This is a genomic window from Allobosea sp. 10L422 (assembly GCF_056395345.1).
Genome location: NZ_JBFTJI010000014.1, coordinates 56,259 through 76,072 on the forward strand (window position 1 = coordinate 56,259; position 19,814 = coordinate 76,072).

24 protein-coding genes and 1 tRNA gene are annotated in these 19,814 nt (G+C 65.5%); 18 read left to right on the plus strand and 7 right to left on the minus strand.

All coding sequences use genetic code 11. The annotated features are described in order from the left end of the window. The first annotated feature begins 355 nt into the window (after positions 1-355). The 6 genes from AC1DEZ_RS22825 to AC1DEZ_RS22850 are packed head-to-tail and all read left to right on the plus strand — an operon-like array spanning position 356 to position 2,738. Entirely contained in the window at positions 356-511 is a 156-nt protein-coding gene (locus AC1DEZ_RS22825; RefSeq protein WP_476780791.1) for a hypothetical protein, read from the plus strand. 35 nt (positions 512-546) lie between these two features. Further along, on the plus strand, positions 547-1,338 hold the full coding sequence (locus AC1DEZ_RS22830; protein WP_476780792.1) for a hypothetical protein: 792 nt from the start codon (positions 547-549) through the stop codon (positions 1,336-1,338). Positions 1,339-1,385: 47 nt separating this feature from the next. Then, positions 1,386-1,832 (plus strand): hypothetical protein, encoded by a 447-nt coding sequence (locus AC1DEZ_RS22835; protein WP_476780793.1) that lies wholly within the window; start codon positions 1,386-1,388, stop codon positions 1,830-1,832. Then, on the plus strand, positions 1,829-1,990 hold the full coding sequence (locus tag AC1DEZ_RS22840; RefSeq protein ID WP_476780794.1) for a hypothetical protein: 162 nt from the start codon (positions 1,829-1,831) through the stop codon (positions 1,988-1,990). The genes AC1DEZ_RS22835 and AC1DEZ_RS22840 overlap by 4 nt, the downstream gene beginning before the upstream one ends. After that, positions 1,987-2,451, plus strand: a complete 465-nt coding sequence (locus tag AC1DEZ_RS22845; RefSeq protein ID WP_476780795.1) for a hypothetical protein — start codon at positions 1,987-1,989, stop codon at positions 2,449-2,451. Before AC1DEZ_RS22840 ends, AC1DEZ_RS22845 begins: the two co-directional genes overlap by 4 nt. Beyond that, positions 2,448-2,738, plus strand: a complete 291-nt coding sequence (locus AC1DEZ_RS22850; protein WP_476780796.1) for a hypothetical protein — start codon at positions 2,448-2,450, stop codon at positions 2,736-2,738. The genes AC1DEZ_RS22845 and AC1DEZ_RS22850 overlap by 4 nt, the downstream gene beginning before the upstream one ends. Before the next feature lie 209 nt (positions 2,739-2,947). Here the strand turns inward: AC1DEZ_RS22850 and AC1DEZ_RS22855 are convergent, their stop codons facing one another. Together AC1DEZ_RS22855 and AC1DEZ_RS22860 are read right to left on the minus strand one after the other, a co-directional pair. Next, positions 2,948-3,214 carry a hypothetical protein gene (locus AC1DEZ_RS22855; RefSeq protein ID WP_476780797.1) on the minus strand — a complete coding sequence of 89 codons (267 nt, stop codon included), beginning with the start codon at positions 3,212-3,214 and terminating at the stop codon, positions 2,948-2,950. A 53-nt stretch (positions 3,215-3,267) separates the two neighbouring features. Continuing rightward, the gene (locus tag AC1DEZ_RS22860) at positions 3,268-3,702 is read right to left on the minus strand and encodes a helix-turn-helix transcriptional regulator (RefSeq protein ID WP_476780798.1); all 435 of its coding nucleotides are present in this window, start codon (positions 3,700-3,702) and stop codon (positions 3,268-3,270) included. Positions 3,703-3,975: 273 nt separating this feature from the next. On the opposite strand from AC1DEZ_RS22860, the gene AC1DEZ_RS22865 reads away from it, so the two are divergent. The 4 genes from AC1DEZ_RS22865 (at position 3,976) to AC1DEZ_RS22880 (ending at position 6,583) form a co-directional block, all read left to right on the plus strand. Then, positions 3,976-4,656, plus strand: coding sequence for an HNH endonuclease (locus AC1DEZ_RS22865; protein WP_476780799.1), 681 nt, complete (start codon positions 3,976-3,978; stop codon positions 4,654-4,656). Continuing rightward, complete coding sequence (locus tag AC1DEZ_RS22870; RefSeq protein ID WP_476780800.1) at positions 4,646-5,236, plus strand: hypothetical protein; 591 nt, start codon at positions 4,646-4,648, stop codon at positions 5,234-5,236. Before AC1DEZ_RS22865 ends, AC1DEZ_RS22870 begins: the two co-directional genes overlap by 11 nt. A gap of 106 nt (positions 5,237-5,342) precedes the next feature. Beyond that, positions 5,343-5,858 (plus strand): HEPN domain-containing protein, encoded by a 516-nt coding sequence (locus AC1DEZ_RS22875; protein ID WP_476780801.1) that lies wholly within the window; start codon positions 5,343-5,345, stop codon positions 5,856-5,858. Then, complete coding sequence (locus AC1DEZ_RS22880) at positions 5,855-6,583, plus strand: pPIWI-associating nuclease domain-containing protein (RefSeq protein WP_476780802.1); 729 nt, start codon at positions 5,855-5,857, stop codon at positions 6,581-6,583. Before AC1DEZ_RS22875 ends, AC1DEZ_RS22880 begins: the two co-directional genes overlap by 4 nt. Before the next feature lie 19 nt (positions 6,584-6,602). On the opposite strand, the gene AC1DEZ_RS22885 is transcribed toward AC1DEZ_RS22880, so the two are convergent. The 3 genes from AC1DEZ_RS22885 to AC1DEZ_RS22895 form a co-directional block, all read right to left on the minus strand. Further along, the gene (locus AC1DEZ_RS22885) at positions 6,603-6,881 is read right to left on the minus strand and encodes a hypothetical protein (protein WP_476780803.1); all 279 of its coding nucleotides are present in this window, start codon (positions 6,879-6,881) and stop codon (positions 6,603-6,605) included. Positions 6,882-7,098: 217 nt separating this feature from the next. Further along, positions 7,099-7,174: transfer RNA gene (locus AC1DEZ_RS22890), tRNA-Ala, on the minus strand. A gap of 168 nt (positions 7,175-7,342) precedes the next feature. Next, a complete protein-coding gene (locus tag AC1DEZ_RS22895; protein WP_441509750.1) occupies positions 7,343-7,735 on the minus strand; it encodes a TIGR02300 family protein in 393 nt (130 codons plus the stop codon). 340 nt (positions 7,736-8,075) lie between these two features. Here AC1DEZ_RS22895 and aroA point away from each other — a divergent pair, with 340 nt between their 5' ends. The 3 genes from aroA to AC1DEZ_RS22910 all read left to right on the plus strand — a co-directional run bounded on the left by aroA (position 8,076) and on the right by AC1DEZ_RS22910 (position 10,987). Next, positions 8,076-9,419, plus strand: coding sequence for a 3-phosphoshikimate 1-carboxyvinyltransferase (aroA, locus tag AC1DEZ_RS22900; protein WP_476780804.1), 1,344 nt, complete (start codon positions 8,076-8,078; stop codon positions 9,417-9,419). Further along, positions 9,416-10,063, plus strand: coding sequence for a (d)CMP kinase (gene cmk / locus AC1DEZ_RS22905; protein WP_476780805.1), 648 nt, complete (start codon positions 9,416-9,418; stop codon positions 10,061-10,063). Before aroA ends, cmk begins: the two co-directional genes overlap by 4 nt. Positions 10,064-10,180: 117 nt before the next feature. Then, positions 10,181-10,987 carry a DUF1194 domain-containing protein gene (locus AC1DEZ_RS22910; RefSeq protein ID WP_476780806.1) on the plus strand — a complete coding sequence of 269 codons (807 nt, stop codon included), beginning with the start codon at positions 10,181-10,183 and terminating at the stop codon, positions 10,985-10,987. 127 nt (positions 10,988-11,114) lie between these two features. On the opposite strand, the gene hrpB is transcribed toward AC1DEZ_RS22910, so the two are convergent. After that, positions 11,115-13,616: an ATP-dependent helicase HrpB gene (gene hrpB, locus AC1DEZ_RS22915; RefSeq protein ID WP_476780807.1), complete on the minus strand. Its 2,502-nt coding sequence runs from the start codon at positions 13,614-13,616 to the stop codon at positions 11,115-11,117. Between the two features lie 78 nt (positions 13,617-13,694). Here hrpB and trpA point away from each other — a divergent pair, with 78 nt between their 5' ends. The 5 genes from trpA (at position 13,695) to AC1DEZ_RS22940 (ending at position 18,800) form a co-directional block, all read left to right on the plus strand. Then, a complete protein-coding gene (gene trpA / locus AC1DEZ_RS22920; protein WP_476780808.1) occupies positions 13,695-14,540 on the plus strand; it encodes a tryptophan synthase subunit alpha in 846 nt (281 codons plus the stop codon). Positions 14,541-14,658: 118 nt separating this feature from the next. Further along, positions 14,659-15,564 (plus strand): acetyl-CoA carboxylase, carboxyltransferase subunit beta, encoded by a 906-nt coding sequence (accD, locus tag AC1DEZ_RS22925; RefSeq protein WP_476780809.1) that lies wholly within the window; start codon positions 14,659-14,661, stop codon positions 15,562-15,564. Between the two features lie 128 nt (positions 15,565-15,692). Continuing rightward, positions 15,693-17,015: a bifunctional folylpolyglutamate synthase/dihydrofolate synthase gene (locus tag AC1DEZ_RS22930; RefSeq protein WP_476780810.1), complete on the plus strand. Its 1,323-nt coding sequence runs from the start codon at positions 15,693-15,695 to the stop codon at positions 17,013-17,015. Between the two features lie 141 nt (positions 17,016-17,156). Continuing rightward, positions 17,157-17,999, plus strand: a complete 843-nt coding sequence (locus tag AC1DEZ_RS22935) for an aldo/keto reductase (protein ID WP_476780811.1) — start codon at positions 17,157-17,159, stop codon at positions 17,997-17,999. A gap of 132 nt (positions 18,000-18,131) precedes the next feature. Beyond that, positions 18,132-18,800 (plus strand): L,D-transpeptidase, encoded by a 669-nt coding sequence (locus tag AC1DEZ_RS22940; protein ID WP_476780812.1) that lies wholly within the window; start codon positions 18,132-18,134, stop codon positions 18,798-18,800. Positions 18,801-18,814: 14 nt separating this feature from the next. Here the strand turns inward: AC1DEZ_RS22940 and AC1DEZ_RS22945 are convergent, their stop codons facing one another. Further along, complete coding sequence (locus tag AC1DEZ_RS22945) at positions 18,815-19,696, minus strand: aldose epimerase family protein (protein ID WP_476780813.1); 882 nt, start codon at positions 19,694-19,696, stop codon at positions 18,815-18,817. Positions 19,697-19,814 lie beyond the last annotated feature (118 nt).

Here is a 19,814-nt window from a genome sequence, read left to right on the forward strand (position 1 = left end):
TGCGATGGCGGACTTAAGCCAGGCCAAACGAACCCGAAGGCCCGCCGCCGTCGGCTCCTGCCTCGTGTTGAGCAAGTGCCGCAGCGCGACAAGACGGACCATTACGTCTGGCGACGGGTCGTAGGACGGATCAACAATCAGCCGGTCCCGCATGAGTTCCATCCACCAGCGGTGTTCAGACAAAAGGCCCGCGAGGTCCTCGGGAATCTTGTAGGCAGCACGCAGGGCAGCCCAGACAGGTTCGGTCGCGCCACCCGGCGAGCATCAGATTCTTATCAAGCGGCTGGTCCGCGGGCTGCCTTTAGGCATGACGCTCCCCGGAAATCGGAGCAGCGCAGCCTCGATCCGCGTTCGCATGCTCAATCCCTATCGGGAATGGGAAATCCCTGTCCGGTCTTTACTCGGGCTGATCCGCTGCATGGGCCCGGTACCCGCCCACATCCGCCGCATCCGCCTGTCCGACGACGAAATGCGCCGCGCAGTCGCGGCCGAACGTCTCTCCGCCGCCTAACCACTCATCGTTCTCAAAATCTCAGGAGATACCAGATGCCGAGCGCCATCGTTCGGGCAGCCGCTACCGGCTTGTCCTCTGTCCTCTTCGACCGTCGCCGCATGCTTCTCGGCCTCGCCGCCGCATCCACCGCCGCCGCGACCGCAACCGCTGCCTTGGAGCCCTCCGCATCCGAGAATCCCGAGCTGATCAGGCTTGCAAAGGAATTGCCTGCTCTGGCGGATCAGTATCACGCCGCATGGAAGCATCAGCGCGACACCGAGGCGAAATGGGCCCCGCAATGGCCCACCGCTCCCGACGAAATCACGCAGCCGGGCACCAAAGGCGGCTGGGGCGGATGGGAAAAGACCTTTCAGGGTGCGGCGCGCAAGCGGTCGAACGAAGACCATCCACGCCAGCTCATCCCCTCGTCGAGCTTTGGCTACAGCGTGCGCCGCGCCGAACGAGCTTTGAAGAGTAAGCGGCTTCTGACGACCGGCTCGGCCGAGGGCCGGACCCGCGCCGAGTGGGAGGCAGAGCTTGCCGAGGACAAGCGCTGTCTGGCGCTCGCCCAGGCTTACGAGGCCGAAATCAAGCGCATCAGCGAGACTTCTGGTTATGAGGCTTCATGGAAGGCCCATCACGCGGCATCGAACGCGCTGGCCGATCACGTCGCACTCATCATGGCCGAGCCCGACCGCACGATGGAGGGCCTGATTATCAAGGCCGAGGCGCTCGAGGCGTGGAGCGGAGTCGAGTGGTTCCACCGCGCCACCCGGCCGGGATCGGCGGACTGGCACGGCCAAATCGCCGCATCGATCCTCCGCCATGCGAAAGCAGCGGCCTGAAGGTCAGCGCTACACCTCTGACCCCTCCCTTCCTAGAGGAGTGCCCCATGTCCTCATCCCGTCGCGCTTTCCTGAACACTGCCGCCGTGGCTGCTGCTGCAACTCTACCAGGTTGCATGGCCGTCGCGCCTGCCGCTGCGTCCATCTGCAAGGCGGCACCGTACATCCCCGATGTCGAGAATCCCGACCCTGTCCTTGCTGCTATCGACCGCTGGCGCCCGCTTCAGTCGCGGCTAAAGGAGGCTCTCGATGGCAACGACGAGGACGAGATCAATCGGCATTGGCGCCCCGCCTATGACGCCCTGACAGCCATCTATGAGACCGAGCCCACCACTCCTGCCGGGCTGATGGCAATCATGGTCGTGATGCGCGAGGAAGACAGCGTGCACCTAGATATCGAGCGCTACGAGGATTGTTGCGACGATCTGCACCGAGGTCTCTGGCGCCTGTTTCGTTCGGCCGAGCGGTTACTCAACCGCGTGGTGCGCTCATGAGCCGGACCCGCATCTCAGCCCGCCGCACCAAGAGGTGGCCGGCCCGCGTCAGCTATATCGTCAAGCCGGTAACGCTGCCGACGTTCTCGTTCTATGACTACGTCGCTGGCGAACTGGTCATCGGGCGTCGCGCCATTCCGATGGAGCCGCGTCGATGAGCCTGGTTGAACTCCGCCCCTTTATCGTCGAGCAACAGGCGCTGCTCCCTTTCCCTTCGGCTCAGCAGCCCCACCCGTCTCTGCAATGTGAGCTGGAGGGTTTGTTCCTGGATCCACTCTCGCCCGCGGAGCGGAGCGACGTGTGCGAGATCCTGGACCTCGTCGCGACGCGGCTTTGCCAGCAGGCCGAAACGATGGCGTCCGCCCGGCGTCGCCTTGAAGCGATAGTCTCCGACCTCATCGCGACCATGGATATGATCGATGGCGACTGCGACCTGGAGCCCTACTTCACCGGGCAGCCCTCGCCTGTCGCGCCTGACGAGGCCGAGCCCGACACTGACGCCGAAACCTGTACTGCCACCGAGACGCACGGTCGCGGGTTTCATTGGACCCCGCTTGTGTTCCAGGACGATGACGAGGACGGCAACGACGACGAGCCGGTGGAGGCGGCTGACGCATGAAGCTGCGGGATGTCATTGACGCACTCGTCGGCGAGGACCTGGCCACGATGCGCCGAGCATTTGGCGCACTTGTCGCGGGACAAGAGGTCGTAGAAGCCGCTTCACCTGGAATGCTGGTCGTCATGCTCAACCGTCTATGCGTCGCCCTCAAGGATGATCCGGCCGAGATGCCAGCAGCGACGTGCGGCGCCCTCGATCTCCCTGCCGGGTCAAGTTATGCGGATGGCGCCGTGCGGGCAAAGCGCGAGGGAGCAAGGCTAGCGCGGCATTTGATGACTGCGAATTGAACGCCAGTTGGTCGTACGATCCTCGTGAAATGAAATTGCGTGTTGGAACAGAAAATTAGCGTTTGAGTTTCAAAAACGAATCTCTGAGTCGAAAATGCCTTGACGATCCGCAAAATCAGGAGTCAAGGTATTTTTCATAAAAAGGGGTCGCCGAAGCGACCCCAAGTTTCGTTTGAGAATACCCGCTAAGTCTGACGGCAAATCAGGACTTAGCTTCGTCCGAAAAGGTAGGCGAGAAAAGCCACCTTAGCAGCTCGATAAGCACCAGGACCGAATAGGCATAGCGTTTCGAACGCCAGCCACTTCCGCGCCTTTTTCGAGCCATGGCGGCTCACGCGCTCCTGATAAGTCTTTTCAAGACAGCCTTCGTACTCAAGCGCCTCGGGTCCCTTCGGATAGGCGACCTTGATCGCAATGCGGGTGAGCTTCGGAAGCTCCGAAGTCTCACCCGTACTCTTGTCAGGGGGGTCACTCATGTAACCTCCCTCCTTCTCTGGCACCGAGTTAGACCTGTCGCCCCGGCGGGTGCCTACGCCGGAGTTAGCTCCAGCTGATGCCCAACTAGCTGCTCGCCTAGCTGAAGCGCGAGTTCGCCAGTCGGGGTGAGAAGATACAGGCGGCGAGGCCGTCCACCATTTCCGCCCGTAGCAGTACCACCGGCTTTGATGAGGCCCTTTCGCTCCATATCCAAGATTGCGTTGTAAACTGTTGCTAGGCGGGGCTCCTTTCCTGTTTCTCGTTCGATGAGCGTGACGACATCCGCGGCGCAGATGCCGGTCGGGTTGAGTCGCACAGCTTCAAGAATCGCGATGTCACGTCCGTTCAGGGCGATAGTCGTTGCCTTGTCGCTGTTAAACAGCTGAAAAAGGCTCACAATCTTTATCCTCGTATCCAGATTGCGTTTGGGGTTCTTGGCCTCCAGCGGAGGCAAGATCTGGTTAGAGAGGAGTGCCTCGGGTTTCAAAGCGCATTGGGTCCATCCTTCACTCTGTAGCCGCTGGCGGGATTGGCAGCAGCGCCGCTTTTGCGCGGCTCCCCGTAATTAACGGATATCCGTAAAAAACTCAAGCACGATCCCCGGAGCTACGTTGAGCGGTGCCTGGACCTGCTTAGACCCGGTCCTCGAGATCTGCCGCCGTGATGGTCGGACTCAACCTGATCAAAGGAGGCAGGATGAGAAGCTGTGAGGAGCGAGAATTTGCTTGCGTCGAGAGCCGCTCTGCGCTGCTAGCGAAAGATGGCCGCCTACAGATTCAGCCCGGCTGAGCGCTATGCCGTCTTCACCGTTCACCGCGAGGTGTGCTGGCTATGTGGAGAACCTGTCGCGCTTGGAGCGATGCAGGTCGATCACATCGTGCCTGAGCACCTAGAAGGGAAGCCTGAGCTTGATGCAGCCAAAGAGGAACTAGGGCTTCCCGCGAGCTTTAGCATCAATGGCTTTGAGAACTGGAAGCCCGCCCACCCCCGCTGCAATCGGGATAAGGGAGGGCACGTTTTCAGGCCCTCGCCGTTGATCCAAAAGCATCTGGAGCACGCGGCAGCCAAGGCGAGCGAAGCCGTCGAGCTACGAGACAAGTACATCACTGATCGGAAGATCGACCTTGCGCTCGAATTGCTTTTTAGCGCGGCTCGGGACCGAAAGCTGTCTCCAGAGCAGGCTGTGCGGATGAAGGAAGCTGCAGCCTTCCATGATAGCAACCGAGCGCCTGAGGATCGTGGCAAGCCGTTCCTGCTCGGCCCGTGGCTCACAATCCTAAGCGAGGGAAGCCAAGGATACATGCTGCAGGGGCCAACCGGACTCATAGGTGGCCGGCCGAGAGGCGAGCATGTCGATTCAAGCTTCGATTGCCCTCGTTGCGGTCCGACCGGGTGGAATGGCGCTCGTTGCATCGTCTGTGGGATGCTGAATGACGAGTAGTTCTCGCGGCAGGGATCTGGGCGGCATGGCCAGGCAAAAAAACGAGCGGCTCCGGGATATCCGGATGCTCTACTCGGTGCGGGATCTCCAGCTAGCGTTGTCGGCTGCGGACTTCCTCACGGAGTGCGATCCCGACCGCAAGATATCGAAGATCGAACTGCGGCGGTTCAGAAGCTACGAGACGATGATGGTCGTTGCGTACGCTCGGCCGTTCTCCCAGACAAAGGGTGACGTCCCCTCGCTGTCGCTGAAGATGGCGGGTGCTAAATTGACGGCCGAGCAGATGGCTCTCCATGAGCGGATGATCGAGCTGCGAAACAGAGCGGTCGCTCATTCCGATGGCGACATGATGCGGATGGTGACGAAGCCGCATGACATCGATCTGGGTGACGGGAAGTCCTTCACCTTCGTGGAGATGGTTTTCGATGAAGGCCTGGAGTTCATCGGCGACGCCGCCTATCGGGCGATAGACCTGATCCGCGCCGTCCTGTTCAGCTTGAACCATCGATTGATAGCGGCAGCCCAGGAGAGGCCAGCCGATTTCGATCTCCGGCATGATCACCTTCATCAGGGAGGGTAGGCGAGCTGCCGCTCTTTCCCAACAAGGCAGTCGGGTCGCTCGAAATCGGCGGCATTACCTTTTCGGCAACAGCGAGACAGCGGGCCGGGCGTCAGACTGAGAAAATATGATGAATGAGAAGCCTCGGAAGACGATACCTCAGCCGCTTGGCCTATACGCAGGAGATCTGCGTAGGCGCGCCCAAGAATTCCTAACCGCTTTCGAACGCCTTTCCTCGGATAGTCCAGAAGATCTGGCCTTCCCGCGCTATTTCCTGATGGCCCATTCGATAGAGCTATTCTTGAAGGCCTTTCTTGCGGCTCATGGGATGTCCAAGTCGGAGCTCCGCAAGCGGTTTTCCCACGACCTAGAAAAGATCCTACCTGCTTGTCTTGACCTGGGGCTGCAACTGAGGAGCGAGTATCGCGCCGGCATCCTCAACTTCCACGAAATGAATCGTCACTACGACCTTCGTTATCCCAGCGCATATCGGCTGACTTTACCCTCGCCTCCTCTCGCGATGGAGCTGGCGACAGCAATCGATCAAGCAATCGCTCCGACGGTCGAGGGACAACGCATTAGGGACGAACTCAAATTTCATAGCGAGCATCGCGGGTTCAGCGTTCAATGGATCGACGAGTGAGCACCCGCTTTGCAGACTACGACCTGATGATGGCTCTGCTCGGCATCTATGCCAGTTCGCCACGTCATCTGCATATCGGCAACGTGCTTGGAGCGCCGGGTCGCCCTTCGACCCTAGAGCATGATTTGAACGCGGGGGAATTCACGCTTGAAGAGCGTGCGCAGGCGATGCGCTGCGCACGAGAGCTTCAAGACTTGGGTCTGATCGTTCCAACTTACGCGGATCTGGCCGCACCCGAAGAATGGAGGCGAATCACTACCGCCGGAAAGGACGCTCTTGCGCGGGGCGCGCTGGACGATTTGGATCGGGCTCTTGAGGGGCTGTCACCCGACTTCGTCACCATGAGGCGCGGAGCTTGGCGCGCGGCTCAGTCAGCCTCTGAGGATACGGTTCGGCAAGCTGCGCACTCCGGTCGCGAGCTCATTACCCAGGTACTGCACTTGGTGAGCCCCAACGCAGAAGTGCGGGCACAAAGTTGGTTCCACGTCGACCCCACTAAACCGGAGCTGGTGCCCCGGAGAGCCCGTTATCGCAACGCCATCCAGAAGCGCGCTCGCGGATGGTCAGAGAGCGATTTGGACGTGGCACAGAAGGCAAGCGATCTGCTGGAGGCGCAGTATCAGAAGCTCAGCAGCAGCGCGCACCAGCGGGGGGACGCGGACAGGCAAAGCGTGATCGATGCGCTGAACACTGCCGAGATGGTTTTGCGCATCCTACTGCTCTGACGACCGGCCGACCGGAGCTCTACTTCGAGTTCCGCTTCTTTCGATCGTCCTTGGCCGGCTCGGTAGCCGATTTTGTGGCCCGGTTGAGCGTGTCGATCGCGAGCGGCGGCTTGCCAGACTTCTCGGAGATGATCCGATCCTGTTCCGCGATGGCGCCGCGCGCCGGTTCATCTCCGTCGAGCCCACCGAGCAGCGCCGTCGGCACGCGCCGATTCGATGTCCGCGATCCGTCTTCATAGACGACATCGAACATCGTGAATTCGGTATCGAGCGCTTTGGATTTAAGGCGTTTGGCCATCGCGGTCTCCTGTTTCACCGGCCAGCACCAATCGGAAAGCTCTCACGCCTCGCGGGGCGACCGCCCTCGCATGCGAATCACTTGGATACGCGACGGATTGTCATTCCAGCCCGATCCGGTCCGGACCGAGTTGCAGGTGCTGTTGGGGTAAAAATTGGGGTAGCGTCTAAACGCTGATCCGAAACGCTAGATTTTTCATCTGCTTACGGAAGGAATTTGGTGGAGCCAGGCGGAATCGAACCGCCGACCTCTTGAATGCCATTCAAGCGCTCTCCCAACTGAGCTATGGCCCCACACGCGACGACCGAGTTGGGATTCGGCCGTCAAAACCGGATCTTTCGAACCACCTCGGTGGTTCCGTCCGGGCCGCCGTCCAGCGACGCAGCGGTCTATAGGCGGCCCGGGCTGAAGACACAAGCGCTTAATGTCGCCTTGTCGTCATCTTTTTTCGAGGCTGTGGATCAGTTGTCCTCGTCGCCCTCGATATCCCCGTCGATCAGGTCGGAAACGTCGTCGTCGCCTTCCTCATCTTCCTCGAGGAAGGTGTCGTCGTCCTCAGCGCCGATGTCGTCTTCGACCTCGATGTCGTCCTCGGTCGTGACGACGGCGTCCTTCTCCGACGCTTCCGCATCGGCTTCGTCGAGCGAGACGATCTCGACCGCGCCATCGGCAACCTCGGTCTCCTCCTCCTCTTCGGCCGCCGGCTTGCTAGGCGCCTTGGCCTGCGGCTCGAACATCGTCCGCGGATACGCCTGCCCCGTATAGGGCGAGACGATGGGATCCTTGTTCAAATCATAGAACTTGCGCCCCGTGACCGGGCAAACGCGCTTCGTTCCGAGTTCCGGTTTCGCCACTGCGTCGGACCCTTCAATCATCATGTTCTGAAAAGCAGGCGCGTCCGTTAGTCGGGGCGCGCCGCGCTGTCAAATGCTGATTTGATCTATGCGGCAACTGCGCGCAAGAGCGGAACCGTTTCAACCGCCCGTCAGGCGACGGCGCGACCGCGCATTGGCGCGGCTTGCGCCAGCGTGCTAGAGCCGAATCCGGTCAGGTTGAAGCAACCTGATCGGTGAATCCGTCTCTCACATACCGATAGAGAACGCGTGATCCGATCAGGTTGCATGGCAATCCGATCGGCGCGTGCTCGAGGCGGGCACGCATACGTTGCTTCCGGAGCGCAGAGACCCCGACCCCGTGTCCCACGACCACGAACCCGTCCCCGTCACCGCCCGCGCAGAAGGCCCGCTCAAGGGCCGGGTCCGGGTGCCCGGCGACAAGTCGATCTCGCACCGGGCGATGATCTTCGGCCTGCTGGCGATCGGCGAAACCAAGGTCATCGGCCTGCTCGAAGGCGAGGACGTGATGCGCACTGCCGCTGCAGCGCGGGCGCTCGGCGCGATCGTCCATCACGATGGCCCGGGGACGTGGCGTGTGCAGGGTGTCGGCGTCGGGGGCCTGCGCGAACCGGCTGATGTGCTCGATTTCGGCAATGCCGGCACCGGCTCGCGGCTGATGATGGGCGTCTGCGGCTCGCATCCGATCACCACGACCTTCGATGGCGACGCCTCGCTGCGCAAGCGGCCGATGCGGCGTATCCTCGACCCGCTCGAGCAGATGGGCACGGTCGTCGTCTCGCAGCAGGAGGGCGGGCGCGTGCCCCTGACCCTGCGCGGGCCGAAGGAGACGATCCCGATCGTCTATCGCCCGCCGGTCGCCTCGGCGCAGATCAAGTCGGCCGTGCTGCTCGCCGGCCTGGCCGCGCCGGGCGAGACGACCGTGATCGAGGCGGAAGCGACGCGCGACCATACCGAGAAGATGCTCACTCATTTCGGTGCCGAAATCATCGTGACGCCGGAGGGCGAACATGGCCGGCGCATCGTGCTGAAGGGCCAGCCCGAGCTGCAGGCGGCGCCGATCATGGTGCCGGCTGATCCCTCCTCCGCCGCCTTCCCGCTGGTCGCGGGCTTGATCGTGCCGGGCTCCGACATCCTGATCGAAAGCGTGATGACCAATCCGCTGCGCTCGGGCCTGCTGACGACGCTGCTTGAGATGGGCGCCGAAATCACCATCGAGCGCGAGGCCAATGAGGGCGGCGAGACGGTCGCCGACCTGCGCGTGCGAGCCTCGAGCCTGAAGGGCGTGACCGTGCCGCCCGAGCGCGCTCCATCGATGATCGACGAGTACCCGGTGCTGGCGGTGGCCGCGTCCTTCGCTCACGGCACCACGCGGATGCGCGGATTGCAGGAGCTGCGCGTCAAGGAATCGGATCGCCTCGCGGCGGTGGAGGTCGGGCTGAAGGCGGCAGGCGTCACCTGCGCCATCGAGGGTGACGATCTGATCGTAGAAGGCTCGGGCGGCGCGCCCGTGCGTGGCGGCGGCCCGATCGCGACCCATCTCGACCACCGCATCGCGATGAGCTTCCTCGTCATGGGCCTCGCGACCCAGGAGCCGGTCGTGGTCGATGACGGGCTGATGATCGCGACGAGCTTCCCGAGCTTCGTCTCCCTGATGAACGGCCTCGGAGGCCGGATCGGATGAGCTCCGGCAAGCGCAACCTCGTCATCGCCGTCGACGGCCCTGCCGCCTCCGGCAAGGGCACGCTGGCGCGCCGGCTCGCGGCCCATTACCGCCTGCCCTATCTCGACACCGGCCTGCTCTACCGGATGGTGGCGCGAGCTATGCTCGACGCCGGCCACGACATCCGCGACGCCGCGGCGGCAGAGCAGGTCGTCGGCAGCTTCGACGAGACCGCCTTTCCGGAGGACCGGCTGCGTGGCCGCGAGATCGGCGAGGCGGCATCGGTTGTCGCGGCCGTACCGGCCGTGCGCGCCGGCTTGCTCACAAGGCAGCGGCGTTTCGCGGCGCAAACCGGCGGCGCCGTGCTCGACGGACGCGACATCGGCACGGTGATCTGCCCGGAGGCGCCGGCGAAGCTCTTCGTCACCGCGACGCCCGAAGTACGTGCCGCGCGCCGGCACAAGGAACTCGCCGGACGCGGCGAGGCCGTGACCTTCGACGGCATCCTCGCCGATATCCGCCGGCGCGACGCCCGCGATTCCGGGCGCAGCGACGCCCCGCTCAAGGCGGCGGAAGATGCCGTCACGCTCGATACCTCGGCCCTGACAGTCGAGGAGGCCGTCGCGGCCGCCATCGACATCGTCGAAGGGCGCCGCGCCGGCTGAGACCCTCCTCCTCGCGCATTTGCCATCGAACCGGGCGCAGTCAGCCGGATTTTCCAGCTTGGCGATCATCGCAGCCGGAGGCACACTCCTTTCCGCGACAGGACGAAGGAGGTGGCGATGCGGCGCTGGCTGTGCGGTCTCTCATGTCTGGCAGTGGCGGCGCTCTGGCAGCCTGCCCTGCCGCGGGCCCAGACGGCCGGCGCTCCGCCCGAAGAGGTCGATGTCGCGCTCGTGCTCGCGGTCGACGTCTCCTATTCGATGGACCTCGACGAGCTTGCCCTGCAGCGCAACGGCTATATCGAGGCCTTCCGCTCAAAGCAGCTCCATGACGCGATCGCCAAGGGCGCGATCGGCAAGATCGCCGTGACCTATTTCGAATGGGCGGGCACCAGCTTCCAATACGTCGTGCGGCCATGGAAGGTGATCGATGGCCCGGCCGCGGCCGTCGCCTTTGCCGAAGAGCTGGGCGAGGCGCCGACGCGGCGCGGACGACGCACCTCGATCTCCGGCGCGATCGATCTCGGCGTGCAATTGCTCGAACAGGCCAACGTCACGGCGATACGGCGCGTCATCGACATCTCCGGCGATGGTGCCAACAATGACGGGCGGCCAGTGACGGCGGCGCGCGACGAGGCAGGCGCCAAGGGCATCGCGATCAACGGCCTGCCGGTAATGCTGAAGCAGGCCGGCTATTTCGACATCGACAATCTCGACGTCTACTACAAGGACTGCGTCGTCACCGGCATCGGCGCCTTCGTCATCCCGATCCGCGAGAAGCACCAGTTCGTCGAGGCGACCAAGACCAAGCTGCTGCGCGAGATCGCCGAGGCGCCGGCCGATGCGACCGTTCACAGGGCTCAGGCGGGCGACACGGCCTCCTGCCTTGCCGGCGAGCGGCAATGGCGCGACCGCATGGGCAATTGAGGGGAGGCGACGCCGTGGCAGCCCGCCGTCATGCTCGGGCTTGACCCGGGCATCTGGAAAACCAGCGCCCTCCCGCCCGGAGCTTCTCGGGTCCGCGCTTCGCTCCGCCCGAGAATGACGCTGGCGCTCAGGTGCCTCTGGGCTTGGCCCGCGTCGTCGGCAGCGCGGCGGCGGGATCGTCCGGCCAGAGATGGCGGGGGTAGCGGCCTTTCATCTCCGATTTCACCGCTGCCCAGGAACCGCGCCAGAAACCGGGCAGGTCGCGCGTCACCTGGATCGGGCGATGGGCTGGGGAGAGCAGCTCCAGCACCAGCGGCACCCGTCCACCGGCCAATGCAGGATGCGTCGCAAGACCGTAGAGCTCCTGCACCCGAACTGAAATAGTCGGCCCGGCCTCGGCGGCGTAGTCAACCGCGAGCGACGAACCCGTCGGCGCAGTGAAATGAGTCGGCGCTTCGGCATCGAGCCGGCGCTTCAACTCCCAGGGCAGCAGGCTCGCCAGGGCCGAATCGAGATCGGACGGCTGGATCGAAGCGAGTGAGGCGCGGCCGACGAGATGCGGCGCCAGCCAGAGTTCAGGCTCTCGCGCAAGCCCCTCATCCGACAGGTCGGGCCAGTCTTCCTCCGGTTCCGCTTTGCGCAGGAAGGCCGCGCGCTCGCGCAGCTGGTTCTGAGCTTTCGTCCAGGGCAGGAGACCGATGTCGAGCGAAGCGATGCCCTTGGCCAGCGCCTCGGCATTCCCCAGCGTATCCGCGACGGAGAGCGGCCGCTCGGACAAGGCGAGCCCGCCATAACGCCGCACCGCCCGAACCCGCAGCGCCCGGGCCGTCCGGTCGAAATTCGCCTCCTCGCGCTCGGCGATGGTGAAAGGCGCGAGCCCGTGACCAACGAGCGTCGCGATCTCGGCCTCGGTGATCGCGGCGGCGGCCATGATGCGGGCCTGCTGGGCCGCACCGGTCATTTCCGCGACGACGATATAGAGTTCGCGCGCCAGACGTTGCGACGGTTCCAGCGCGCCGCCCCGGCCATTGGCGAGGAGATATTGCCCGGACCCCGGCGAGCGGGTTTTGGCGACGCGGTCCGGATAGGCGAAGGCGAGCAGGAGACCGGCAGAAAGCAGTTCGCCTGCTTCGACCCTGTCCTCAGCGCTTCGCTCTGCGGTTCGTGCCCAGCCTTCGGCGAGGCGGCGCATGTCCCCGGCCCGGCCGCCGCGCTCGCGACTGAACCGCTCCAGTCTTTCACCGAGATCGACGGCATCGCCGCCGAGCCCGCGCTCGACCAGCACGGCGGCGAGATCGGCCGCGGCGTCCGCCTGACCGAAGCGGGCGGCCGCCACGACCATGCGGGCGAGCCGTGGCGGCAATGGCAATGCCTGCAAGGCGCGCCCGTCCGGCGTGATGCGGCTGTCGGTATCGAGCGCGCCGATATTGCTCAGGAGGGAACGCGCTTCCTTGAGGGCGGTGGCGGGCGGTGGATCCAGGAAAGCCAGCGTCGTCGGATCAGCCACGCCCCAGGCCGCGCAGTCGAGCAGCAATGGGCTCAGATCGGCAGACAGAATTTCGGGCCGGGCGAAAGCTTCCAGTGCGCCGGTCGCGGCCTCCTCCCAGAGCCGGTAGCAGACACCCGGCTCTGTGCGGCCGGCGCGGCCGCGGCGCTGGTCGGCGGCGGCGCGGCCGACGCGGCGGGTCTCCAGCCGGGTCACGCCGATATCGGGCTCGTAGACCGGCACGCGAGCGAGGCCGGAATCGATGACGACGCGCACGCCCTCGATAGTCAATGAGGTCTCCGCGATGGCCGTCGCCAGCACGATCTTGCGCATGCCGGCCGGCGGCGGCAGAACGGCGCGGTCCTGATCGCGCTGGTCGAGCGCGCCATAAAGCGGCGCTATTTCGACGGCGGGGTCGCGCAATTTCTCGCGCAGGCGCTCCTCGACGCGGCGGATCTCGCCCTGCCCGGGCAGGAAGACGAGCTGTGAGCCCGGCTGCTCGTTGAGGGCGAGTAGGATCGTCTCGGTGACCTGATCCTCGATGCGCTTCAGCGGGTCTCGGCTGCGATAGCGCGTCTCGATCGGATAAGCGCGACCTTCGCTCTCGATCACCGGGGCATCGCCAAGCAGCCTCGCGACACGCGCACCGTCGAGCGTCGCCGACATGACGAGGATACGCAGGTCTTCGCGCAGGCCGCCCTGCGCATCGAGCGCCAGCGCCAGCCCGAAGTCGGCATCGAGCGAGCGCTCATGGAACTCGTCGAAGAGCACGGCGGCGACGCCCTCCAACGCGGGATCGTCGAGGATCATCCGGGCGAAGACGCCCTCGGTGACGACCTCGATGCGGGTCCTCGGACCGATCTTGGAGCCGAGACGCACGCGCAGGCCGACGGTATCGCCGACCCGTTCGCCCAGAGTCTGCGCCATCCGGTTTGCGGCACCGCGCGCCGCCAGCCGCCGCGGCTCGAGCACGATCAGCTTGCCGCCCCTGGTCCAGGGCTCGTCGAGCAGCGCGAGCGGCACGCGCGTGGTCTTGCCCGCGCCGGGCGGGGCGACGAGCACGGCGTTCGGCCGCGCCCGCAGGGCGGCTGCGAGGTCGCCGAGAACGGCATCGATCGGGAGGGCGGTGTCGAAGGCGCGCATGCCCGGCCGATGTGGCGCAGGCTCGCGCCGCGCGCAAGCCACTCGCCAGCCAGCCCTTCCCATGCTAACCGCAGGCGCATGACAGAGACCGGCCAGACCCGCATCCAGAACCGCTTCCAGGCCTGCGCCCGCGAGGGGCGAGCAGCGCTCGTGACCTTCGTCACGGCCGGCGACCCCGATTTCGCGACGGCGAGCGCCATTCTCGGGGCGCTTCCCGGAGCCGGCGCCGACGTGATCGAGCTCGGCGTGCCCTTCACCGATCCGATGGCGGACGGCGTGCCGGTCCAGCTCGCCGGGCAGCGCGCGCTCAAGGCCGGTCAGACCCTCAGGAAGACGCTCGCAATGGTCGAGAGCTTCCGCAAGGCCGGGCACGACACGCCGATCGTGCTGATGGGCTACTACAATCCGATCTACGTCTATGGCGTCGAAGCCTTCCTGACCGAGGCGCGCCGCGTCGGCGTCGACGGCCTCATCGTCGTCGACCTGCCGCCTGAAGAGGACGAGGAGCTCTGCCTGCCGGCGCTCAAGGCCGGCGTCTTGTTCATCCGCCTGGCCACGCCGACGACCGACGACAAGCGCCTGCCCAAGGTGCTGCAGAACACCTCGGGCTTCGTCTACTACGTCTCAATGACCGGCGTGACCGGCGGCGCCATTGCCGATTACGGCGCGGTCGGCGATGCCGTTGCCCGCATCAAGCGCCATACCGACCTGCCCGTCGCGGTCGGCTTCGGCGTGAAGACCGCGACTGACGCCGCCACCATCGCCAAGAGCGCGGACGGCGTCGTCGTCGGCTCGGCGCTTGTGGAGCGCGTCCGGCTGTCGCTCGACAGCGAGGGCAAGGCCACGGAAAAGACGGTTTCGGCTGTCACCTCGCTGGTCAGCGAACTCGCCCAGGGCGTCCGCTCGGCGGCCAAGGCGGCCTGAGGCCGGTTTCGTTCAACAGTCGCGTCGCTTGCCCGCCGGCAGGCGCGACCCCATTTTTCGGCGTGACGGCGCCAAGGCCCAGAAAGCCTCCGCCGAAAGCCCATCAGGGATTCATCCGATGAACTGGATTTCCGAAGTCGTCCGGCCGCGCATCAAGACGCTGTTCAAGCGCGAGACCCCGGAGAACCTCTGGGTCAAATGCCCCGATTCCGGGCAGATGGTGTTCCACAAGGATGTCGAGGCCAATGGCTACGTCATCCCCGGCTCCGAGCACCATATGCGCGTCACCGCGCCTGAACGGCTGCGGCTGACCTTCGACGACGGCAAATGGCTCGACGTCGCGCTGCCCGAGGTTGCCGTCGATCCGCTGAAGTTCCGCGACGAGAAGCGCTATGTCGACCGGCTGAAAGACGCGCGCGCCAAGACCGGCGCGCAGGACGCCTTCAAGATCGGCTATGGCCGGGTCAAGGGTCTGCCGATGACGGTCGCCGTGCAGGACTTCCACTTCATGGGCGGCTCGCTCGGCATGGCCGCCGGCGAGGCCTTCGTGAAAGGGGCCGAGACCGCGCTGGAAAAGAAAACCCCCTATGTCGTCTTCGCGGCCTCCGGCGGCGCGCGCATGCAGGAAGGCATCCTCTCGCTGATGCAGCTGCCGCGGACGACCGTCGCGGTGCGCCGCCTGCGCGCAGCCGGCCTGCCCTATTTCGTGGTGCTGACCAACCCGACCACCGGCGGCGTCACCGCCTCCTACGCCATGCTGGGCGACATCCACATCGCCGAGCCCGGCGCGCTGATCGGCTTTGCCGGGCCGCGCGTGATCGAGCAGACCATCCGCGAGAAGCTGCCGGAAGGCTTCCAGCGCTCGGAATATCTCAAGGATCACGGCATGGTCGACATGGTCGTGCATCGCCGCGACATCCCGGAGACACTCGCCCGTCTCGGCCGCCTGCTGACGAAGCAGCCGGCCGTAAAGAGCGAGCCGGCCCTGGCCGCGCCCGCACGCCCGGTGGCCGAAGCGGTCTGACGGTTCCAGAGCAGAACCGCGTTTCTCCGAACCGCGAATCTGCTTTAGCCTTTTATTTTCTGCATTCTCTTCAAGCGAACCGGTACGCACTTCGCTTGAAAATGCTCTAGGCCGGGAGCGGTCTCATCATGGGGTCTTCCGACACGCTGCTGGCGCGCTTCATGGCGCTGCACCCCAAGCTGATCGACCTCTCGCTCGGCCGCATCCTCACCTTGCTGGAGCGGCTGGGCGATCCGCACAAGCGCCTGCCGCCGGTGATCCATGTCGCCGGCACCAACGGCAAGGGCTCGACCATCGCCTTCATGCGGGCGATCCTCGAGGCTGCGGGCCTCTCCGTCCATGTCTACATCTCGCCGCATCTGGTGCGCTTCCATGAGCGCATCCGGCTCGGCGCGCCGGGTGGCGGGCGCTTCGTCGACGAGGACACGCTCGTCGAGGCGCTGCAGCGCTGCGAGGCCATCAATGCCGGCGACCCCATCACCTTCTTCGAGATGACGACKGCGGCGGGCCTTCTGCTGTTCGCCGAGAACCCCGCCGATGTGCTGCTGCTGGAGGTCGGGCTCGGCGGGCGCTTCGACGCGACCAATGTCATCGCGCACCCGGCCTGCACGGTGGTGACGCCGGTCTCGCTCGACCATTCCGAATATCTCGGCGACACCGTCACCAAGATCGCAGGCGAGAAGGCCGGCATCTTCAAGCGCGGCGCGCCGGCGGTGATCGCGCCGCAGGAACCGGAGCCGACCGCGGTTCTCGAAGCCGCAGCCGAACGGGCCGGCGCTTCCAAGATCATGATCGGCGCGCAGGACTTCAATGTCCATGAAGCCGGCGGGCGGCTGGTCTATGAGGATCAGGACGGATTGCTCGACCTGCCGCTGCCGCGATTGGCCGGGCGGCATCAGCACATCAATGCCGGAACCGCGATCGCGGCGCTGCGTGCGGCTGGCTATGGCGCCCTGCCTGCCCATGTTTTCGAGGAAGGCATGCGCAATGCCGACTGGCCGGCGCGGCTGCAGCGACTGGCGCGCGGGCGCCTCGCCGAGATCGTGCCGGAACGCGCCGAACTCTGGCTCGACGGCGGCCACAACCCCGATGGCGGGCGCGTGCTGGCCCAGGCCATGGCCGATCTCGCCGACCGCAACCCGGCGCCGCTGGTGATGATCGCCGGCCTGCTCTCGACCAAGGACGCAACCGCCACGCTCGGCCATTTCAAGGGGCTGGCTCAGGCGCTCTATGCCGTGCCGATCCAGAACTCGCTGGCCGCACGCCCGGCCGAGGAGGTTGCCGATGCCGCCCGTGGCGCCGGCCTCGCGGCCGAAGTCTCCGGCTCCGTCGAGCAGGCGCTCAGGACGATCGCGGCGCGCGACTGGCCGGCACCGCCCCGCATCCTGATCTGCGGCTCGCTCTATCTCGCCGGCGAGGTTCTCTCGGCCAATGGAACCCCGCCGACCTGAGCAGTGCGGCGACGGCAAGCCCGGCTGTCGCGGGCCCGACAGCTTCGGCGCGCGCGATAGTGACGGCTCGATCCGCCATGCGCAGTTGGGGTCGAGGTCTACTCAGGCTCAAATTCCGCTCCAGCATCAGGGGAGAGCGTCATGAAGCGCAGCTTCGGAGCCGCGGGGCCGACCGTTTCCGTCATCGGCCAGGGCAGCTGGTACAGCGAACAGGGCGACCGGCGCGAGGCGATCACCGCCTTCCGGCGCGGGCTCTATCTCGGGCTCGATCATATCGACACCGCCGAAATGTATGGCGACGGGCGCTCCGAAGCGCTGATCGGCGAAGCCATCGAAGGCCGGCGCGACGAGGTCTTCCTGGTCTCGAAGGTGCTGCCCCACAACGCCTCGCGGCTGGGGGTGCGCGCCGCCTGCGAGCGCTCGCTCAAACATCTCAGGACCGACAGGCTCGACTGCTACCTGCTGCACTGGCGCGGTCCGCATCCATTGGCCGATACCTTCGCCGCCTTCGAGGCGCTGAAGCAGGAAGGCAAGATCCTGTCCTGGGGCGTCAGCAATTTCGACGAGGACGATCTCGACGAGGCACTCGCCGCTGCCGGCAATGGCAGGATCGCCTGCAACCAGGTGCTCTACCATCTGCGCGAGCGCGCCATCGAGCACGCGGTGATCCCATGGTGCGAGCGGCACGGCGTCGCCGTCACCGCCTACAGCCCCTTCGGCCATGACGATTTCCCGGTCTCCGGCAGCGCACAGGGCAAGGTCCTCGCCGAGATCGCCACGGCTCATGGCGCGACGCCACGGCAGGTCGCGCTCGCCTTCCTCACGCAGCGATCGAGCATCTTCGCTATCCCGAAGGCGGGCAGGGTCAGCCATGTCGAAGACAATGCCGGAGCGCTGCATCTTGCCCTCGCGGAGGCCGACATCGCCCGCATCGACGCCGCCTTTCCGCGCGGCCGCAAACCGCATTCCCTGCCAATGATTTGATCGGTGCCGGAAACCACGTTCCGCCTTCCCACTTTACAGGCTCCGTCGCCCGCGCTTTCCTAGGGTCAAGGGCGATGGCCGCCAGAGCCTCACGAACGCCCGTTCAGCAGTAGCGTCTTCGGAGTTCGGGCGATGCGTCGCGTTCTCGGCATCTTGGCCGTCTTGTTCCTGTCCATGCTCGGCGCCGCACAGGCGCAGGCCGGTGTCGACGTCAGGGTCGACATCGCCGGCCAGCGCATGAAGGTCACCACCGGCGCAGGCGAGGTCTATGACTGGAAGATCTCCTCCGGTCGCAGCGGTTTCCGCTCGCCCAACGGCGTGTATCGGCCGACCCGCCTCGAGAGGAGCTGGTATTCGCGCAAATATGGCGGAGCGATGCCCTACGCGGTGTTCTTCCGCGGCGGCTACGCCATCCACGGCACGACAGCGGTCGGCGCGCTTGGCCGCCCGGCTTCGCATGGCTGCATCCGGCTGCATCCCGCCAATGCCGCCAAGCTGTTCGCGCTGGTCAAGAAGTACGGTGCCGGCCAGACCCGGATCGCTCTGAACGGCGCTGCGACCGACAACCTCTCGCGCTTCGCCAAGGCGTCCGCAACCTCGAAGGCCAAGTTCGCCAAGGCCGCGCCCTCCAGGCAGACGTTTGCCAAGGCGAAGCATCGCGGCCAGGACAGCACGATCGCGCAGCAGCGCCAGGGCAATGGCTGGGAGGCGGCGCGCGGCCAGATCCTGCTGCGGCCCGCCCTGCCCGCCAATGCCTATGGCTATCAGCCCTACTATCCCAGCGGCTATGGCTGGCGCTGAGCCGGCGCCGAAAGCTAGAGCGCTTCCGGCACGATCCTGAGCCAACCCTCCAAGGCCTCGCCGGGCGCAAGGCGCTTTAACGGCGCAGCCGCCCGTGCCGCCGGCTCGCTCGGCGCGCCGATGGCATGGCTCTGCGGCTCGACACAGAGGAAATCCGCTCCGGCCGGCGCCCAGACGACAGGGCAGTTCAGGCTTTCGCTCGCCGTCAGCGTCACGGCGAGCCCGGTAGAGGGCGTCTCGATCCGGGCAAGGCCGTCCCAGCCGAGGAAGCTCCAAGCCGTTACGGACCCGGAACGGAACGGGTGCGGATCGACAAAGGGACCGCCCTGCATAAAAGCCTCCTGCCCCGTGGCGCGAAAGGCTTCGCCGAAGATCAGCGCGCCGGAGGCCCGCATCGCCAGTCGCGTATCGGCCGCGCAGGGGAACCAGGGATGGTGACCGATCCCGAAGGGTAGTGCCGTTTCAGCCGCGTTCTCGATCGAGAGGCGGATGGTCATCCCGGCTTCGTCCAGGACAATCTCCTGGCGGGCGCGGTAACGATAGGGGTCAGGCCCCTCCGCGCGTCGATGCTCGAGGAGGGTATGACCGCGGTCATACCGCAGCACCTCCCAGACCGACTGCCAGCCGAAGCCATGGATGGTGCCGGCCGGATCATTGGCCGGAACCTCGAAGCGGCGCTCGCCGTCATCGATGACGCTGCCGAAGGCCCGGTTGGCAAAGGGGAGCATGGCCCAGCTGCCGAAGAAATTGGGGGAGGCGATCGAGGGCTCGCTCGCCGGCGGGCGCAGAATGTCGTGCCGGCGTCCGTCGGGCCCGGTCCAGATCAGGCGCGAGACGATGCCGCCGATCTCGGGAATGACCACGGCCTCCAGACCGCCAGCTTGCAGCTCCAGCATCGAATTTGTCCGATTCGTCCGTTATCCGAGGGCGCAGCGTTGCCGCGATTGCAGGGCGGGCACAAGCCGACCCGCCTTGACCCGGCCCGGCACCGCAGTGACAGTCGCACGGCTTAAC

Excerpts from the sequence above, each read along its gene's own strand:
- AC1DEZ_RS22825 (WP_476780791.1), top strand. The coding sequence starts at position 356 with ATGCTCAATCCCTATCGGGAATGGGAAATCCCTGTCCGGTCTTTACTC.
- AC1DEZ_RS22830 (WP_476780792.1), top strand. The coding sequence starts at position 547 with ATGCCGAGCGCCATCGTTCGGGCAGCCGCTACCGGCTTGTCCTCTGTC.
- AC1DEZ_RS22835 (WP_476780793.1), top strand. The coding sequence starts at position 1,386 with ATGTCCTCATCCCGTCGCGCTTTCCTGAACACTGCCGCCGTGGCTGCT.
- AC1DEZ_RS22840 (WP_476780794.1), top strand. The coding sequence starts at position 1,829 with ATGAGCCGGACCCGCATCTCAGCCCGCCGCACCAAGAGGTGGCCGGCC.
- AC1DEZ_RS22845 (WP_476780795.1), top strand. The coding sequence starts at position 1,987 with ATGAGCCTGGTTGAACTCCGCCCCTTTATCGTCGAGCAACAGGCGCTG.
- AC1DEZ_RS22850 (WP_476780796.1), top strand. The coding sequence starts at position 2,448 with ATGAAGCTGCGGGATGTCATTGACGCACTCGTCGGCGAGGACCTGGCC.
- AC1DEZ_RS22855 (WP_476780797.1), bottom strand. The coding sequence starts at position 3,214 with ATGAGTGACCCCCCTGACAAGAGTACGGGTGAGACTTCGGAGCTTCCG.
- AC1DEZ_RS22865 (WP_476780799.1), top strand. The coding sequence starts at position 3,976 with ATGGCCGCCTACAGATTCAGCCCGGCTGAGCGCTATGCCGTCTTCACC.
- AC1DEZ_RS22870 (WP_476780800.1), top strand. The coding sequence starts at position 4,646 with ATGACGAGTAGTTCTCGCGGCAGGGATCTGGGCGGCATGGCCAGGCAA.
- AC1DEZ_RS22875 (WP_476780801.1), top strand. The coding sequence starts at position 5,343 with ATGATGAATGAGAAGCCTCGGAAGACGATACCTCAGCCGCTTGGCCTA.
- AC1DEZ_RS22885 (WP_476780803.1), bottom strand. The coding sequence starts at position 6,881 with ATGGCCAAACGCCTTAAATCCAAAGCGCTCGATACCGAATTCACGATG.
- cmk (WP_476780805.1), top strand. The coding sequence starts at position 9,416 with ATGAGCTCCGGCAAGCGCAACCTCGTCATCGCCGTCGACGGCCCTGCC.
- AC1DEZ_RS22910 (WP_476780806.1), top strand. The coding sequence starts at position 10,181 with ATGCGGCGCTGGCTGTGCGGTCTCTCATGTCTGGCAGTGGCGGCGCTC.
- hrpB (WP_476780807.1), bottom strand. The coding sequence starts at position 13,616 with ATGCGCGCCTTCGACACCGCCCTCCCGATCGATGCCGTTCTCGGCGAC.
- trpA (WP_476780808.1), top strand. The coding sequence starts at position 13,695 with ATGACAGAGACCGGCCAGACCCGCATCCAGAACCGCTTCCAGGCCTGC.
- accD (WP_476780809.1), top strand. The coding sequence starts at position 14,659 with ATGAACTGGATTTCCGAAGTCGTCCGGCCGCGCATCAAGACGCTGTTC.
- AC1DEZ_RS22935 (WP_476780811.1), top strand. The coding sequence starts at position 17,157 with ATGAAGCGCAGCTTCGGAGCCGCGGGGCCGACCGTTTCCGTCATCGGC.
- AC1DEZ_RS22940 (WP_476780812.1), top strand. The coding sequence starts at position 18,132 with ATGCGTCGCGTTCTCGGCATCTTGGCCGTCTTGTTCCTGTCCATGCTC.
- AC1DEZ_RS22945 (WP_476780813.1), bottom strand. The coding sequence starts at position 19,696 with ATGCTGGAGCTGCAAGCTGGCGGTCTGGAGGCCGTGGTCATTCCCGAG.